Consider the following 16,672-nt stretch of genomic DNA (forward strand, 5'->3'; position numbering starts at 1 on the left):
ACCTCCGACCACAGCCGGTAACCTGGCGGGATGACCGACCAGGCGGATTCCCCTTCGTTCCGGCTCGCGTACGTTCCCGGAGTGACGCCCGCCAAATGGGTGCGGATCTGGGAGGAGCGCCTGCCCGACACCCCCCTCACCCTGCTCCAGGTCTCCCCGGCCGAGGCCTGCGACGTCCTGCGCGACGGTGCCGCCGACGCGGCCTTCGTCCGGCTGCCCGTCGACCGTACGGTGTTCAGCGCGATCCCCCTCTACACCGAGACGACGGTCGTCGTGGTCCCCAAGGACCATGTGATCACCGCCGCCGAGGAGATCACCCTGGACGATCTCGCCGACGAGGTGGTGATCCACCCCCTCGACGACGTCCTCGGCTGGTCCGAGCTGCCCGGCGAGCCCGCCTTCGAGCGCCCGCGGACCACGGAGGACGCGATCGAGCTCGTCGCGGCGAACATCGGCGTCCTGATCGTGCCCCAGTCCCTGGCCCGCCTCCACCACCGCCGCGACCTCACCTACCGCACGCTGGCGGACGCCCCGCAGTCGGCGGTCGCCCTGTCCTGGCCCGAGGAGGCGACCACCGACCTGGTCGAGGACCTCATCGGCATCGTCCGGGGCCGCACGGTCAACAGCACCCGGGGACGGGCCCCGCAGACCCCGGCGAAGCAGCGCGAGCCCCGCAAGGCGCAGTCGGGGGGCGCGTCGCGCAAGAACGCCGGAAGCGGCGGCGGTGCCCGCGGCCGCAGCGGTGGCACGAAGGGCGGCGCCGGAACGAAGGGCGGCGGCCGGCGCGGAACCGGTGGCGGAAAGCCCCGCCGCCGGTCGTAGCCGCAGCCGCAGCCGCCGCCCGTCGGCTCAGGCCACGTAACTCGCCGCGTCGGCGGTGCTCACCACCTTCACCCCGTCCGCCGACGCCAGCAGCCCGGCGGCCACCCACGCGTCCACCACCGTCCGCACCCGGGCGACGAGGGCCGCCTTGGAGGCGAACGGCGCCGCCGCCCACACCTCGTCGAGCAGGGTGGTGCCGTCCGGCTTCGCGGGGTTGGCGACCCCGGAGTCGACGGTCCCGAAGACGGCCTTCGGTTCCGAGCGCCGGAAGTAGGCGTGCGTCGGGTCCTCCGTCCCCTCGGAGAACGGGGCGAACTCGGTGCCGTTCAGCGTGTAGTGGAGGGACTTGCCGCTCACCGGGGTCAGCGTGGGCAGCAGATCGCCGGAGAGGGCCGCGTTGGCGTACAGCCCGAACGGCAGGTAGCTGGTCGAGGAGTTGCGGGCGACCAGGTTGACCGGACCGTAGAACAGGGTCTGCAACGACGGGTCGTCCAGGGCCTTCTCGACGCGCAGCCGGAACGGCACGGTCACCCGCACCACGTCACCGGACTTCCAGGCGCGGGACACGGTGAAGTAGCTCCCGGCGACCGGAGTCCCGCTCACCGCACCGCCGTTGACCGTCACCTGGAAGCCGGCGGTCGCCCAGGACGGCACCCGCAGCCTGAGCCCGAAGGACGCGCCGCTCCCGCCGAAGGTGAGCGTCGTGCCCTGTTCCGCCGGGTAGCTGGTGGTCTGGGTGACCGTGACGCCCTTCTCGGTCCAGGTCAGCGTGGACGGGCTGTAGAGGTTGACGTAGAGCGCGCTGCCGTCGGCGGCCTTGAAGTACACCGAGTCCTGGTACTTGGTGGCGCTCTCCATGCCGGTGCCCTCGCAGCAGGTGGTGCCCTGCTTGGGCGTGTAGTCGCGCACATGGCCGGGGGTGAGCCCGATGAAGTACGTGACGAGCGGCTTCTCCGCGTCGGCGGTGTCCTGCTTGGAGCCGAGGACCTGGTTGAACAGGGTCCGCTCGTAGTAGTCCATGTAGGCCGGGGTCTGCTCGTGGAAGAACAGGGTCCGGCTCAGCTTCAGCAGGTTGTACGCGCAGCAGGTCTCCGCGTTCGTGGCGCTGATCGTGCCCGCGATGCTGTCCCGCGCCTTCCAGAACTCCCCGGTGCTGGTGCCGCCGATGCCGTACATGCGGTGCGGTACGACCATGCCCCAGAAGTTCTTCGCGGCGGTCAGGTAGCGCGTCTCGCCCGTCGCGTCGTACAGCCTGAGCAGCCCGGTGAAGATCGGGATGTGCTGGTTGGCGTGCAGTCCGTCGAGGGTGTCGGTGTTCGCGGCGCACGCGTCGATCAGTGAGTCGAGGTCGAACAGCTTGGCCAGCGCGAGGTGTTCGGCCTTCCCGGTGAACGCGTGCAGATCGACGATCGCCTCGACGATTCCGCCGAACTCCCCGCTGGAGAACAGTCCCCACATCCGCTGGAGCGTCGCCTCGGAGAGCACCGACAGCCGGGAGTGCATCCAGTCGCCCATGCCGGACGCGAGGTCGAGGGCGCGGGCGTCGTCGGTGGCGGTGTAGGCGTCCAGCAGGCCGCGCAGGATCTTGTGCGCGGTGTAGTACGGCGCCCAGACCTTGGTGTAGTCGCTGCCGGTCATCGACTCCAGAAGGATGAACTGGGTCTCCGGGTACGCCGCGAGGAACCCGGGGTGGCTCGGCCCGCCCCAGGTGCGCTTCAGGGTGGCGGTCAGGCCCCGGCCCGAGGCGTCCGGGAAGGTGCCGCCGGTGGTGGCCTGGAAGTAGTACGACGCGAGATTGCCGAGTCCGGGCGAGGAGAGCTTGGCCTCGGTGCTCTGCAGCGAGGTGATCTCGGCCTGGGTGAGCACCCGCGACCACACGTTGAACTCGTCGTAGCAGCCGGCGTACAGGGGGTCGCCGGAGTAGTTCGAGCGGCCCAGCCAGTTGTTGGTGAGCGTGCCGAGCGTCGCCGGGGTGAGGGTCATCGCGGTGTTCGTGGCGACGGCCGTGCCGTTGACGTACAGGGTGCCGGTGGTGCCCGAGAGGGTCACCGCGAGGTGGCTCCACTGGTTCAGCGGCAGCGCGGCCGTGCCGTTGAGGCCCTGCTCGCCGCCCGCACCGCCGGTCGTGATGGCGAACCGGGGCACACCGCTCGCGTTGCGGCTCGCCAGGTACATGTACCGGGTGGTGTTGTTGCCGAAGTCGAAGACCCGCTGCCAGTTGGCGTCATGGGTGGGCCTGACCCACACCGACAGGGTGATCGCGGAGGCGCCGTTCAGCACACCGGCGGGCAGGTCGACGTACTGGTGGGAGCCGCGCACCAGCTCCAGCGCACCGCCCCACTTCCCGGTGACGGCGAGCATCTTCGGGTCCGTGCGCAGGGCGGTGCGGACGTCGGTCAGCGCGCCGACCACGGTCGCGATCCTGTCGGCGAACGTCTGCTCGCCGGTGCTCGCGTACGCCTGCGCCAGCATGGTCAGGAAGTGCCCGGTGTAGTGCCCGCGCAGATTGCCGTTGGCCTCGCCGTCGAGCCCCTCCCAGCCGCCCGGCGCGACCGCGCCCAGCGTGGAGAGCCCGGCGTTGGCCCGGAAGACCTGGAGCAGCCGGTTGACGTCGTAGCCGCGGGCGTGATCGAGCATCAGCTTCCGCTTGGTGGCGAAGATCCCGGTGCCGAGGGCCACGTCCTTGAGCGCGAAGGGCTGAAGCGCCCAGGAGGCCGGCGGCGGAAGCGTGGCCGCCGAGGCCGCGGGGGCCACCGCCGCGCCGGCGCCGGGGACGGCGGCGGCGAGGATCGCGCTCCGGAGGAGGGTCCGTCTGCTGAGGGGACGTGCCATGTACTGCTCCTCTGATCCACAAGGGGGGTGTGCGCACAAGGGGGCGTCATTATGTGTTCGTGATTACGAACGGTGTGCGGATGGTCGACCAGACGTTAGAAGGGGGACGGGAGGGCGTCAACGGGACCGACACGATGGAAAGTTGAGGGAGTTACTTCCGGGCCGCGCGGCCGATCGACTCCACCAGTGGCAGCAGACGGTGCGGTACGCGTTCGCGCAGGGCGACCTCGGTCCGGGTGCGGACCACTCCGGGGAGGCTGATCAGTTTCTGGATCACGTCCTCCAGATGGGCGTTGTCCCGCGCCACCACCCGGGTGAGCAGATCCCCGCCACCGGTGATCGAGAAGGCCTCGACGATCTCCGGTAGGGCGGCCAGCGCGTCGCCCACGTCGTCGAGATGGCCCTGGGTGACCTCGATGTGTACGAACGCGAGCACCGGATGACCGAGCGCGGCCGGGGAGAGCGAGGGACCGGTGCCGGTGATCACCCCGTCCCGCTCCAGCCGGTCCAGCCGGGCCTGGAGGGTGCCGCGGGCGACGCCGAGGATCCGGGCGTACTCCCGCACGCTGGTGCGCGGCTGTTCGAGCAGCAGCCGCAGGATGCGGGTGTCCAGCTCGTCGACGGCCATGGCGCGCGGCCTCCTCGTACGGGACTGATCTTCGCCGACTGTACCAACGGCCCGGTCGGACGGCTCACGAGCCCGCCGCCGGCCCGTGCGCGAGGGCCGGGTGGGCCACGGTGAGCGAGCCGTCGGGGGTCTCGGTGACCCGGACGCCCGGGCTGATCCGGTCCAGGGTCGCCCGCAGCCAGGCCCGGTCCGCCGCGGGCGCCGGCTCCAGGCGCAGCCGGCGGGCCCGCAGGGGCACCATCCGCAGCCCCGCCAGCCGGCCCGTGTCCGCGGCGAGCCGGACGAGGAAGGCGATCCGCAGGTCGTCGCGGTACTCAGGGTGGCCGGAGATGCCCTCGTAGTCGTCGATGAAGTCGCCGCAGCCGTGCAGCACGAGGTGGCCGCGGTAGACCTCGACGGGGCGCGGATGGTGGGAGGAGTGCCCGTGGACCAGGTCGACACCGCCGTCGACCAGGGCGCGAGCGAACCGGGTCTGGTCGCGGGGCACGCGGTATCCCCAGTTGGAGCCCCAGTGCACCGACACGACCACGAGGTCCCCCGGGCGCCGGGTCCGGCGCACCTGCCGGGCCACCGCGGCGGCCGTGGCGGCCGACAGTTCGGGCAGGTAGGCGACCCCGGCCACGGTCGGGCTCGCCGCCCAGTCGGCCGGGATCCCGCCGGAGCGCGCCCCCAGCGCGAACACCAGCACCCGGCCGCCGCCCGGCACGGGCACCACGGCGGGCGCGCAGGCCTCGTCGGGCCCCTGACCCGCCCCCGCCGTCCGCAGCCCCGCACCGGCCAGTGAACCGAGCGTCTCCGCCAGACCCGGCCGGCCGAAGTCCAGCACATGGTTGTTGGCCAGGACGCAGACATCGGGCCGGGCCACCGTCAGCGCCGGCAGGTTGGCCGGATGCATCCGGTAGTGGACCGCCTTGCCGGGTGCGAACGCGTCACAGCGCGTGACGGACGTCTCCAGGTTCACCACCCGTACGTCCGGGCCGCTCTCCTCCAGCACCCGCAGCGCCTCGCCCCACGGCCACGAGGGACCCACGGGCGCCGGGACCGGTCCGTGCGCCGTCTCCGCCAGCCGCACGTACTCCCGCGCGTCCGTGACCCAGTCCTCCCGCAGCCGAGGACTGCCCGGATGCGCGAGGACCTGGTCGACGCCGCGCCCGAGCATCACATCGCCACACAGGAACAGCGTCACGACGCCGCCGCCCACGCCCCCACGGTAACCCCGCTTGACCGGTGCCATTCTGGATACACGGAACCCGTGTCGGCGCCGGGGGAGGCACGCGCGGCGCCGCCGCCGTCCCGAGGAAGAAGATGACGGTGATGATCTCCCAGCCGGTCCGGGTGCCCGTCGACGGTGCGGCGCTCACCGGTGACCTCCTCGTACCGGCGCACGCCCGGGCCGTGGTGCTGTTCGCCCACGGCAGCGGCAGCTCCCGGCACAGCCCGCGCAACCGTGCGGTCGCCGCCGAACTGCGCACCGCAGGCCTCGGCACCCTGCTGATCGACCTGCTCACCGAGCCCGAGGAACGCGCGGACGCCTCGACGGGCGTGCACCGCTTCGACATACCGCTGCTGGGCCGGCGCGTGGTCGCCGTCGTCGACTGGCTGGCCGCACAGCACGACACCGAGGCGCTTCCCGTGGTCCTCTTCGGCGCCAGCACCGGCGCGGCGGCGGCGCTGACGGCCGCGGCCGAGCGGCCCGGCCGGGTGCTGACCGTGGTCTCCCGCGGCGGGCGGCCCGACCTGGCCGAGGCCGCCCTGGACGCCGTACGGGCGCCGGTGCTGCTGATCGTGGGCGGCCGGGACCCGGAGGTGCTGCGCCTGAACGAGCGGGCGGCCCGGCTGCTGCGCGGGCCGTGCACCCTCCACGTCGTACCGGGCGCCACCCACCTGTTCGAGGAGCCCGGTGCGCTGGAGCAGGTCGCCGGGGCGGCGAAGCGGTGGTGCGCCGACCGGCTGCGGCCTGCGGCGGGGGACCGACCGGAGGGAAGGGGCGGTCGCCATGCGGTTCCCTGACCGCGGCCAGGCCGGACGCGTGCTCGCCGATGTGCTGCGGACCCGGCAGGACAACGGCGAACTGCCCGACCCGGTCGTCCTCGCCCTGCCCCGGGGCGGAGTCGCCGTGGCGGAGGAGGTCGCCCGCGTGCTGGACGCGCCCCTCGACGTGCTCGTCGTACGGAAGATCGGCGCGCCGTTCCAGCCGGAACTCGGCGTCGGCGCGCTCGTCGGCGACGCCGAGCCGCTCTTCGACGAGGCCGCCCTGCGCGCACTCGGCCTCACCGAGCGCGACCTCGCCCCGGTCGTGGAGCGCGAGCGCGCCGAGCTCCACCGCCGTGAGCTGCTCTACCGCGAGGGCCGTCCCGCCCCCGACCTGCGAGGACGGACCGCGATCGTGGTCGACGACGGCCTCGCGACCGGGGCCACCGCCCGTGCCGCCCTGCGTTCCCTGCGGCGCGCGGCGCCCCGGCGCACCGTCCTGGCCGTACCGGTCGGCGCCCCGGAGGCGGTCGCCCTGCTGCGGCCCGAGGCGGACGACGTGATCTGCCTGCACCAGCCGGCCGCCTTCATGGCCGTCGGCCTCTGGTACGACGACTTCGACCAGCTCACCGACGCCGATGTGCTGCGCGCCCTGCGCATGGCGGCCGACCGGTGAATCGCCGCCCCGGTGGTCCGATGGCACCCTGTCGGCCGACCGAGGGGAACCATTGCCGCACCATTGGCCCAGTCATATCGACCCCTGTTGAACCATCTGCCGACCCGATGTTCCTATGGACACATCAATGGCGCTGCGGACACTCGCGGCGCCTTTTTCGTGCGGGCGTCCGGCAGGGGTGGGAAACAGTGCTGAAGAGGGTGTTCACGGCTCCGGACCCGGGGCGGACGCGGCTGCGCTTCGCCGCCCGGGCCGTCCTGGGCATCGGCCTCGCCGTCGTCGCGTGCGGTCTCGCCGGGCATGCGCTCCCCGGGGTCGTCACGGGCGGGCTCGCCGCCCTGCTCGCGCTGTTCACCGTCGCGGACGCCTCCGTGCGCGGCCAGGCGGTCACCACCGCGCTGTTGCCCGCCGTCGGCCTGCCCGTCCTCACCGCGGCGGCCGTCCTGCACGACCACCCCGTGGCCCGCGACCTCGGCTTCCTCGCCGTCATCGGCGCGGGCGTGTACGCCCGCCGCTGGGGGCCGCGCGGGCACAGCCTGGGCGTCTTCGCGTTCATGATGTTCTTCGTCGCCCAGTTCCTGCACGCGACGGCCGGACAGCTCCCCGAGCTGTACGCCTCCCTCGCGCTGTCCCTGTCGGCCGCAGCGGTGGTGCGCTTCGGGGCGTGGTGCTACGAGCGCCGCACGCCCCCGGCACCGGTGCCCGCCCCGCCGGGCGGCCGCGGCCTGGCCCGGGTCACCACCCGCCAGGCCGTCCAGGCGACCGCCGGCGCGGGCCTCGCCCTCGTCCTCGGCCAGCTCGTCTCCGGGCAGCGCTGGTACTGGGCCGTCGGCGCCACCTGGTGGATCTTCGTCAACACCGCCTCGCGCGGCGAGACCCTGGTGCGCGGATTCCGCCGGGTGCTCGGCACGGTGATCGGCATCGGACTCGGCCTCCTGGTCGCGGTGCCCCTGCACGGCGCCCCGGCCCTCACCGCCGCCCTGGTCGCCGTCTCCGTCTTCGGCATCTTCTACACGGCCGCCGTCTCCTACACCTGGATGATGCTCTGGGTGACCCTGCTCGCCGAGCTGCTCTACGGCCTTCTCGGTGTCCTGACCCCCGGGCTGCTGGCGCTGCGGCTCGCCGAGACCGGGGTGGGTGCGCTCGGCGCCGCGCTGGCCGTGCTGTTCGTCCTGCCGGTCACCACGCACACGATCACCGACGCCTGGATCCAGCGCGCCCTGCGCCGTGTCCACGCCTGCACCGCCGAGGCCGCCGCACGCCTCGCGGGCGACCCGGCCGCCGATCCCGCCGGGCGGGCCGCCGAACTGGAGCAGCTCCTCGGCCGGGTCCGGCTCGCCGTCGCCCCGCTCGTGCACCCCCTGAACCCGATGCTCGGCCGCAAGCGGCGCGCCCGCCGGGTGCTGGCCCTGCTCGATGCCTGCGCCCGCGAGAGCCGCGGTCTGGCCGCCGTCGCCGCCGACCCCGAGGCCTCGCACGACGCCCGGCTGGCCGCGGCCTGCTGGCGCGTCCAGGCGGCCGTGGAGGCCCTCACCGACGGCGAGAGCGCGGCAGCGGCCCCCGTGGAACGGCCCCCGGTCACCGAGCCCGCGCTGGCCCACCTGCACGGCCTGGAGCACGCCCTGGCGGAACTGGCCCAGCCGCTGCGGACCCCGTCGGGATCGCCGTTGGTGGGGGCGTGACGCCCGGCGGGACGTTTCGGCGCGGGTCTGGTCTAGACCTGCGCTGATCAACTGCTACCGTCACCCCGGACAGCAGCGACCGAGAGGGGACAGCGGTGGCAGACCTCGGCGGACGGACCCGGCGTGCGTTCATCGGCTCGTTCACGGCGGCCGGCGGGCCAGGCATCGTGACCGCCGCCGTGGACCCGGACAGCGGGGCGCTCACCGCCCTCAGCAGCCTCGACGCGCTGCCCGACCCCTCCTACCTGGCCCTGTCGGCCGACGGCGGCACGCTGTACGCGGTCAGCGAGACGAGCGAGGGCGCGGTGGCAGCGTACCGCGTCACCGGTGACCTGCCGGAGGCGGCCGGCGCGCCCGTGCCGGTCGGCGGCAGCGGCCCCACCCACCTCGGCCTGTTCGACGGGCACGTCCTGACCGCGAACTACGGCTCCGGCAGCGTCACCGCCGTCCCCGTCCGCGCGGACGGCGGCCTCGCCCGGACCGCCTCCGGCGTCCTGCACCACACCGGCTCCGGCCCGCACACCCGCCGCCAGCAGGGGCCGCACGCCCACCAGGTGCAGGCCGACCCCAGCGGACGCTGGGCGGTCAGCGTGGACCTCGGGACGGACTCGGTGCGGGTGTGCGCCCTGCGCGACGGCACGCCCGTCCTGCACCGCGAGCACGCGCTGCGCCCCGGCTCGGGGCCGCGCCACCTCGCCTTCCACCCCGACGGCTCGTACGCGTACGTCGTCAACGAACTCACCCCGACCGTCACGGTGTGCCGCTGGGACGCCCTCGACGGCTCCCTGAAGCCCCTGGCGGAGATGGCGGTGCTGCCCGGCGCCCCCGACGGGGACGCCTACCCCTCGGGCATCGCCGTCGCGCCGAACGGCCGGTTCGTCTGGACCGCCACGCGCGGCGAGGACGTGCTGTCCGTGTTCGCCGTCGAGGGGGAGGGCGACGCGCTCCGGCCGGCCGGCACGGTCCCCTGCGCGGGCCACTGGCCGAGGGACCTGGCCGTCTCCGCCTGCGGCAAGATCCTCTACGTCGCCAACGAGCGCTCCGGCGACGTCACCTGGTTCACCCTCGACCCCACCACCGGCCTGCCCCGGCGCGCGGGCTCGCTGCCGCTGCCGGCCGCCTCCTGCGTGGTCCTGGACTGACCCGGAGCCCCGGCCGGCGCCCGCCCCCGGTGCCCAGGGCACGGCGAAGGGCCCGCTCCTCGGCCGGAGCGGGCCCTTTCGCGATGTGCGGCGTCCTTGACGGTCGGCCGGTCAGCGGACCGGCGCGCCCTGCGGCTGCGGTGGGGCGATGCCCAGGGCGGTCGTGTACTTGGCCAGCGCGAGCTTGCCGATCGCCGGGTAGGCGCCGAGCGCCTCGGCGGCGGCGCAGTCCGCTTCCTTGGCGGCCTCCTCGATCAGCGCGGCGTCGATCTCCGGGCCGATCAGGTACGGCGCGAGCGCCAGCTGCTGGGAGCCGGAGGCGCGCAGCTGCTCGGCCACGGAGGCGATGGAACCCTCCTGGTCGAGCGCGGCGGCCATCACCGGCACGGCGAGACGGGCGGCGAGCAGCATGCCGGTGATCCCGGCGGCCTGCACGGCCTCGTCGCCGCCCACGGAGGCCAGGATGATGCCGTCCGCGGCGGTCGCCACGGTGAACAGCCGGGCGCGGTCCGCACGGGCCAGACCGGCCTCGGACAGCCGCACGTGCAGCGCCTCGGCGAGCAGCGGGTGCGGGCCGAGGACATCGGTCAGATCGGCGGCGACCCGGCTCTCCATCACGGCCTGGCGGACCTGACGCAGCAGCGCGCTGTCGGGGCCGGCCAGCAGCGGCACGACGACGCCGACGGGGCCGTCCGGCTCCTTGACGTCGAGACCGGCGGCGCGGGCCTGCTCGTAGCGGGCGGTGCGCTCCTCGGCGGCGTGCGCGAGGACGGACTGAAGAGCGGGGAACTCGACGTCGTCCCCGTCCAGGTAACCGATGCGCGCGTCGAGACCCGGGAGCTCGGAGCGGGCGATGCTCACGATCTCCTCGGCGATCCCGCGGGTGGCCGCGCTCGGCGTGCCCGGCACCGCGAGGACGAACGCGGGCGCGCCTTCGGGAGCCGCCAACGGCTCGGGTCGCCGGTGCCGCCCGGGTTGGCGGGGGCGCGGCATTCGTACAGGGAGGCCGGACGCGGGCCCAGTGGGGGAGCTCATGGCGCCGCATGTTACTTGTTTCCTGGGCTCCCCTGTTCGGGGAGGGTGCAGGTGAGCGGTATCCGTCCGGTTTTGTCTGATGAGTTACGTACGGATCAGAAGTGATCAGCGTGTTTTCCGGGCGACTTGCCCTCGAAGAGAGCAATCCCTCTTTTGGGTAACGCTGTACGACTCGTTCCGTACGTTTCACTCCGTACGTCCCCTACGCACACCCCCGGGCACGCGCCTACGCGCGATGCGTCACCGACAGGAGCACCCCGTCGACCGGCAGCACGAGTCGGCCTTCGGCCAGATCGGCGGCGATCCGCACCGCTCCGTGCAGCGGATCCCCCTCGGCGTCCACCCGCCGCGCGCGCGGCAGCAGCCGGGCCACTTCCTCCGCCAGGGGTACGAGGAGGGGCGCGCCCAGTCTCACCAGGCCCCCGGTGAGGGCGAACGGGGGGTGCCCGTCCGGCGGGCAGACCGCGGCGGCCGACTCGGCCATGTGCCGTGCCGCCGCCCGCAGGATGTCCGAGGCCACCGGGTCGTCCTCGGCGCATCCGGCCACCTCGGGCGCGAACGAGGCGAGGACGGCCGCCCGGTCCGGCCGGGGGTAGAGCCGGCCCGGCAGCCCGGTCATCGGCCCGAACCGCTCCTCGGCGCGGGCCAGCAGCCGGGCCGAGCCGCCCGGCCGCCCGTCGTGGGCGCGCAGCGCGGCCTCCAGCCCCGCCCGTCCGATCCAGGCGCCGCCGCCGCAGTCGCCCAGCAGATGCCCCCAGCCGTCCGCCCGCTGCCAGTCCGTCAGATCCGTGCCGATCGCGATCAGGCCGGTGCCTGCGGCGACCACGGCACCCGCCCGCGCACCGAGCGCGCCGGTGAACGCGGTCACGGCGTCGGCGGCCAGCGCGGTCGTGCGGACGCCGAACGCGCGGGCGAGGGCGTCCGCAAGCCCGGCCCGCAGCCCGTCGCCCAGGGTGGCCAGTCCGGCCGCGCCCACGACGGCCGTGGTCAGCGCCGCGACCCCGGCCTCCGCTCCCGACGCCCGCACCATCGGCACCAGTTGGTCCATCAGATGCCCGGGATCGATACCCCGCTCCCCGGTGCGCACCGGCACCGTGGAGGAGCGCCCGGCCAGGGCGCCGGTCCCGGAGGTGCCCACGGCCACCCGCAGACCCGAGCCGCCCGAGTCCACGGCGAGGATGCCGTGGCCGCGCTCCGGATCCGCGGGGACGGTCACGGCAGTTGCCAGTCCACCGGCTGGCCACCCTGCCGGACCAGCAGGTCGTTGGCCCGGCTGAACGGCCGCGAGCCGAAGAAGCCGCGGTCCGCCGACATGGGGGAGGGGTGCGCGGACTCCACCGAGGGCAGATCGCCCAGCAGCGGACGCAGATTGCGGGCGTCCCGGCCCCACAGGATGGACACCAGCGGCTTGCCGCGCGCCGCCAGCGCGCGTATCGCCTGCTCGGTGACCGCCTCCCAGCCCTTGTCGCGGTGTGCGCCGGGCTTGCGCGGGGCCGTGGTGAGGGCCCTGTTGAGCAGGAGCACGCCCTGCCGCGTCCACGGCGTCAGATCGCCGTTGGAGGGCTGGGGCAGGCCGAGGTCGGCGTTCATCTCCCGGTAGATGTTGATCAGGCTGCCGGGCAGCGGGCGGACGTCCGGCGCGACCGAGAAGGACAGTCCCACCGCGTGTCCCGGCGTGGGGTAGGGGTCCTGTCCGACGATCAGGACGCGGACGTCGTCGAAGGGCTGCTGGAAGGCCCGGAGAACGTTCTGCCCGGCCGGGAGGTAGGTGCGTCCCGCGGCGATCTCCGCGCGCAGGAAGTCGCCCATCACGGCGATCTGTCCGGCCACCGGTTCCAGGGCCTTCGCCCAGCCTGCTTCGACGATTTCATGCAAGGGTCGTGGTGCCACGGGCGTCACCCTACTGCCGTACACACGGTGATGATCAACCGGTGGCCAACGCCCCGCGGTCCCCCCACCCGGCTCATCCGGTCACCGCGGCCCGCACACACAGCACGTCCGGCAGATGGGACGCCAACTGCCGCCAGCTGTCGCCGTCGTCGGCCGAGGCGAACACCTCGCCGTTGCGGTTGCCGAAGTACACGCCCGCCGGATCCGCGTCGTCCGTGCACAGCGCGTCGCGCAGCACCGTGCCGTAGTGGTCCTCCTGCGGCAGGCCCGCCGTGAGCGGCTCCCAGCTCGCCCCCGCGTCCGCCGTACGGAACACCCGGCACCGGTGGCCGGCGGGGACCCGGTCCGCGTCGGCGTTGATCGGGAAGACGTACGCCGTGTCGCCGCGCGTGGGATGGGCGGCGGCCGCGAAGCCGAAGGTGGAGGGCAGGCCCGCGCCGATGTCCGTCCAGTTCCGGCCGGTGTCGTCGCTGCGGTACACCCCCCAGTGGTTCTGCAGATAGAGCCGGTCCGGGGTGGCCGCGTCCTGGGCGATCTTGTGCACGCACTGGCCGAACTCCGGGTGCGGATCCGGCAGGAACACCGCCGAGACACCGGAGTTGGAGGGCTCCCAGCTCGCCCCGCCGTCGGTGCTGCGGAAGACCCCGGCCGTGGACACCGCCACCGTCACCGCGTCGGGGTCGCGCTTGTCGGTCAGGACGGTGTGCAGGCCCTCCCCGCCGCCGCCCGGCACCCACTTCGAGCGCGTCGGGTGCTCCCACAGCGGGCGGACCAGCTCGAAGGTCTCCCCGCGGTCCTCCGAGCGGTACAGCGCCGCCGGTTCCGTCCCCGCGTAGACCACGTCGGGCTCGGCCGCCGCCGGGTGCAGCTGCCACACCCGCTCCAACGAAGCCTCCGTGTCCTGCGGGAACCTGACGGCGGGTGTGGCCGGTTCGGTCCAGGTCCGGCCGAGGTCGTCGGAGTGGAACACCGACGGCCCCCAGTGCGCGCTGTCACCGCCGGCCAGCAGCCTCGGCCGCTCACCCCTGGTGTCGATGGCGACCGAATAGATCGCCTGTGCGTTGAAGTACGGGGATTCGTCGAACTCCCATGTGCTGCCGCGCCGGCGCCCGATGAACAGGCCTTTGCGCGTGCCCACGGCGAGCAGTACCTCGGTCATGCCGCCCTCCTCCGCTGTGTCCTCGACCTCGTTGTCCCGGACACCGGCCAGTCTGCACCCCGCCACTGACAGTCACCTCCGGACAGCCCGTCACCGCAGGTCACAGCGGTCGCGCCGGTCCCGACCGCAGGTCCTCGGCCCCCGGCGGACGGGCGCCTGCGCGGGCGGCGGGACGCGTGCGACCGCCGGGACGGGGGAGTCGCCCTGAGCATCCGGACCGCCCGCCCCGTATGGGAGGGCGGTCCAAGGATGTTCGTGCGCTCATGAGGAGGAAGCCTTCGATGGCGTTCCGTGGTCCGAAGGTGTGGCTGTGGCGCTGGCGGCGCAACCCGCTCAGGCGTCGCGCCGATGCGGTGGAGGCCTGGGTCGTGCTCGGTGCCTGGGTACTGACCGTCCTCGTCGGGGTTCTGGCGGGATGGGGGGCTGCCGGGTCCGTCGAACACGGGCTGGCCAGAGAACGCGTCGAGTGGCGTCCCCTGGAGGCCCGGCTGACCGAACCGGCGCCCGGGAAGGCCGTCCGGCAGTCCGGCTCCGCCGGTGGCGACATGGTCTGGGCGAAGGTCGGCTGGACCGGCCCGGACGGCTCCTCGCACACCGGTCAGGTCCGGGTCGCGACCGGCAGCCCCACCGGCACCCCGGTCACCGTCTGGACGGACCGCCGGGGCCGTCTGGTCACCAAGCCCGCCACCCCCGCCCAGGCCCGGCTCCGCTCCTCCATGGTCGGCGGCCTGGCCGGCGTGGCCGCCGCGGCGCTGCCCTTCGCGGGCGGCCGGCTCCTGCGCGGGCGGCTGGAACAGCGCCGTATCGCACAGTGGGACACCGACTGGGCCCGCTTCGACGCCCTCCGGGGCCGCCCGATGAGCTGACCGGCACCCACGCGGCCCGCCACCCGCCGCGCGGCTCTACCCCCCGCCCACCACCTCCCGGCACAGCCGCAGCAGTTCCTCGTCCCTCGGGATGTCATGGCTGCCGTGGCCGTCCGGGCGGGCGGTGTGCCGGCGGGGTGCGCGCAGTTCCGCCGCGGCCAGGTCCCGCAGGGGCGCCGCGCCGGGGCCGAGGGCGGTCAGACAGGCGGCGATGTCCACGCGCGTGTGCGGGTGCCCGGCCCAGGCCGAGCGCAGGGTCGCGGCGACGGCCGGCTCCACCTCCCCGGTGACCCGGGCCACCGCACAGGCGGCGGCCGTCCGCTCCGGTACAGGGCGCCCGGGGGACGCCGTCCGGCGCAGTCCGGACAGCGCCGGACGCGCGGCACCGCCGAGCCGCCCCAGGCCGCGGGCGGCGCGCGCCCGGCACCGGGGGTCCCCGTGCGCCGACGCCCGCAGCAGGACGGGCAGCACCGCCCCGGCGTCGCCCTCGATCGACCACAGGGCGTCCACCACGGCGAGCGCGTGCTCGCCCTCCTGGTACTCCCGCACGTCCTTCAGCAGCCGCAGCAGCGACGGCACGGCCTTCTCGTCCCGCAGCACCCCCACCGCCGCCACCAGGGGCAGGGCCTTCTCGGGGGCACCCGGCGGGGTCGCCGCGAGCGCACGCCGCAGGGCCGGCGCCAGCGGGGCCGCGTGCGCGCCCAGGTGGACGACGACGGAACCCAGGTCCCGGGGCAGGACGGGGTCCTCCGCCAGCCGGGCCAGCACCGGGACCGCGCGCGGATCCCCGGCGCGGGCCAGGGCCCGCAGCGGCGCGCCCAGCGTGGGCGCCTCCGGCGGCCACCGCCGTACCCACAGCTCGGGCCGCGCGACCACCAGCGCGTGGAGGCCGTCGGCGGCCGGGGCGGCCAGCGCGAACAGCCCCTCCAGGACGGACACGGCGGTGTCGCACCACCGGTCCCGCTCCCCGTCCGCCGCGCTCCGCAGGCCCTCGCCGATGAGCGCCACCGTCGCGCTGTGATCCCCCCGCCACTCCCGCAGCAGCGCGGCGGACAGCAGCAGCGCGGTGCACCGGTCGGACGGGACCGGGCTGACCAGCTGTCCGTGCAGCAGGGCGATCCGGTCGGACAGCCGGTCGTCGAGCGCGGTGTGCAGTGTGCGCAGCAGCCGGGCACCCTCCTCGTCCGAGGGGGCCAGCCGGCGCAGACGGTCGACGAGCGAGTACGCCGCTCCGCCCGCCGGCACGCGCGTGTGGCCCGCGCGGTCCCCGGCGCGCTCCTCCAGCAGACCGAGGACGGCGGGCACCAGGTCGGCCGGAAGCCGCCCGGGAGCGTGGGCGGCGAGCTGCCCCAGCGCGGCCAGCCGGGGCCCCGGCCCGTACGGCGCGGCGCTCAGCCCGGCCAGCAGCTCCACCGCCTCGCCGGTCCCGCCGCAGTCGCGGCGCGCGAACTCGCCGAGGCACTCGATCAGCGGGATCACCAGCCGGTCGTCCCGCTCCACCGCCAGCCGCCGCCGCAACAGCTCCAGCACCCGCGCCGGTTCGTCCAGGAACCGTACGACCGCCCCCGCCGCCGCCCGCCGCACCCCCGGGTCCGGATCCCCGGCCAGCCGGGCGAACACCTCGCCGCCCGCCCGTACGGCGCCGCCGGCCCCTGCCGTCGCCGTCCCGATGCTGACCAGCAGCTCCACCAGCCCGTCCCGCTCCGGCACCCGCTCGTCCGCGGCCAGCTCGAGCAGAAACGGAACGCAGGCGAGCGTCGCGTCGTACACCCTGCCCTCGCCGTGCACCGCGTCGTACAGCCCGTCCAGCGCGCTGTGCCGTGTCCCGGGCTCCTCGGAGGCGAGCCCCCTGAGGAGTCCGGGCACGTCCTCCGCGCTGCCGTGGGCGTGGTGCAGCGCCGCCCAGTCGACGCGGTCGATCCCCGTGAACACGGTGTCCTCCCCCGGACGGAGTGTCAGAAGTGCCAAC

14 protein-coding genes are annotated in these 16,672 nt (G+C 74.6%); 6 read left to right on the forward strand and 8 right to left on the reverse strand.

Annotation, left to right across the window (positions count from 1 at the left end):
* Positions 1-30: 30 nt before the first annotated feature.
* On the forward strand, positions 31-822 hold the full coding sequence (locus tag AQJ64_RS32320; protein ID WP_055634970.1) for a LysR family substrate-binding domain-containing protein: 792 nt from the start codon (positions 31-33) through the stop codon (positions 820-822).
* Positions 823-849: 27 nt separating this feature from the next.
* On the opposite strand, the gene AQJ64_RS32325 is transcribed toward AQJ64_RS32320, so the two are convergent.
* The 3 genes from AQJ64_RS32325 to AQJ64_RS32335 form a co-directional block, all read right to left on the reverse strand.
* On the reverse strand, positions 850-3,654 hold the full coding sequence (locus tag AQJ64_RS32325; RefSeq protein WP_055634971.1) for a beta-L-arabinofuranosidase domain-containing protein: 2,805 nt from the start codon (positions 3,652-3,654) through the stop codon (positions 850-852).
* A gap of 151 nt (positions 3,655-3,805) precedes the next feature.
* A complete protein-coding gene (locus tag AQJ64_RS32330) occupies positions 3,806-4,282 on the reverse strand; it encodes an Lrp/AsnC family transcriptional regulator (protein WP_055634972.1) in 477 nt (158 codons plus the stop codon).
* Between the two features lie 64 nt (positions 4,283-4,346).
* Positions 4,347-5,483: a CapA family protein gene (locus AQJ64_RS32335; protein ID WP_206189743.1), complete on the reverse strand. Its 1,137-nt coding sequence runs from the start codon at positions 5,481-5,483 to the stop codon at positions 4,347-4,349.
* 113 nt (positions 5,484-5,596) lie between these two features.
* On the opposite strand from AQJ64_RS32335, the gene AQJ64_RS32340 reads away from it, so the two are divergent.
* The 4 genes from AQJ64_RS32340 (at position 5,597) to AQJ64_RS32355 (ending at position 9,753) form a co-directional block, all read left to right on the forward strand.
* Positions 5,597-6,292: a dienelactone hydrolase family protein gene (locus AQJ64_RS32340; protein ID WP_055634985.1), complete on the forward strand. Its 696-nt coding sequence runs from the start codon at positions 5,597-5,599 to the stop codon at positions 6,290-6,292.
* On the forward strand, positions 6,279-6,929 hold the full coding sequence (locus AQJ64_RS32345) for a phosphoribosyltransferase (protein ID WP_055634974.1): 651 nt from the start codon (positions 6,279-6,281) through the stop codon (positions 6,927-6,929). Before AQJ64_RS32340 ends, AQJ64_RS32345 begins: the two co-directional genes overlap by 14 nt.
* A 188-nt stretch (positions 6,930-7,117) precedes the next feature.
* A complete protein-coding gene (locus AQJ64_RS32350; RefSeq protein WP_055634975.1) occupies positions 7,118-8,611 on the forward strand; it encodes an FUSC family protein in 1,494 nt (497 codons plus the stop codon).
* Positions 8,612-8,706: 95 nt separating this feature from the next.
* Entirely contained in the window at positions 8,707-9,753 is a 1,047-nt protein-coding gene (locus tag AQJ64_RS32355; RefSeq protein ID WP_055634976.1) for a lactonase family protein, read from the forward strand.
* A gap of 111 nt (positions 9,754-9,864) precedes the next feature.
* Here the strand turns inward: AQJ64_RS32355 and AQJ64_RS32360 are convergent, their stop codons facing one another.
* From AQJ64_RS32360 to AQJ64_RS32375, 4 genes are all read right to left on the reverse strand, one after another.
* Complete coding sequence (locus AQJ64_RS32360) at positions 9,865-10,788, reverse strand: sirohydrochlorin chelatase (RefSeq protein ID WP_079062078.1); 924 nt, start codon at positions 10,786-10,788, stop codon at positions 9,865-9,867.
* A gap of 226 nt (positions 10,789-11,014) precedes the next feature.
* On the reverse strand, positions 11,015-12,004 hold the full coding sequence (locus tag AQJ64_RS32365; RefSeq protein ID WP_055634978.1) for an N-acetylglucosamine kinase: 990 nt from the start codon (positions 12,002-12,004) through the stop codon (positions 11,015-11,017).
* Positions 12,001-12,678, reverse strand: a complete 678-nt coding sequence (locus tag AQJ64_RS32370; protein ID WP_055634979.1) for a uracil-DNA glycosylase — start codon at positions 12,676-12,678, stop codon at positions 12,001-12,003. The genes AQJ64_RS32365 and AQJ64_RS32370 overlap by 4 nt, the downstream gene beginning before the upstream one ends.
* Positions 12,679-12,751: 73 nt before the next feature.
* Positions 12,752-13,903, reverse strand: a complete 1,152-nt coding sequence (locus AQJ64_RS32375; RefSeq protein WP_055634980.1) for a WD40/YVTN/BNR-like repeat-containing protein — start codon at positions 13,901-13,903, stop codon at positions 12,752-12,754.
* Positions 13,904-14,118: 215 nt separating this feature from the next.
* Here AQJ64_RS32375 and AQJ64_RS32380 point away from each other — a divergent pair, with 215 nt between their 5' ends.
* On the forward strand, positions 14,119-14,703 hold the full coding sequence (locus AQJ64_RS32380; RefSeq protein WP_055634981.1) for an Rv1733c family protein: 585 nt from the start codon (positions 14,119-14,121) through the stop codon (positions 14,701-14,703).
* A 36-nt stretch (positions 14,704-14,739) separates the two neighbouring features.
* Here the strand turns inward: AQJ64_RS32380 and AQJ64_RS32385 are convergent, their stop codons facing one another.
* Positions 14,740-16,635 (reverse strand): hypothetical protein, encoded by a 1,896-nt coding sequence (locus AQJ64_RS32385; RefSeq protein WP_059203221.1) that lies wholly within the window; start codon positions 16,633-16,635, stop codon positions 14,740-14,742.
* Positions 16,636-16,672 lie beyond the last annotated feature (37 nt).

Origin of the sequence: Streptomyces griseoruber (assembly GCF_001514205.1) — a bacterium.
GTDB lineage: Bacteria > Actinomycetota > Actinomycetes > Streptomycetales > Streptomycetaceae > Streptomyces > Streptomyces griseoruber.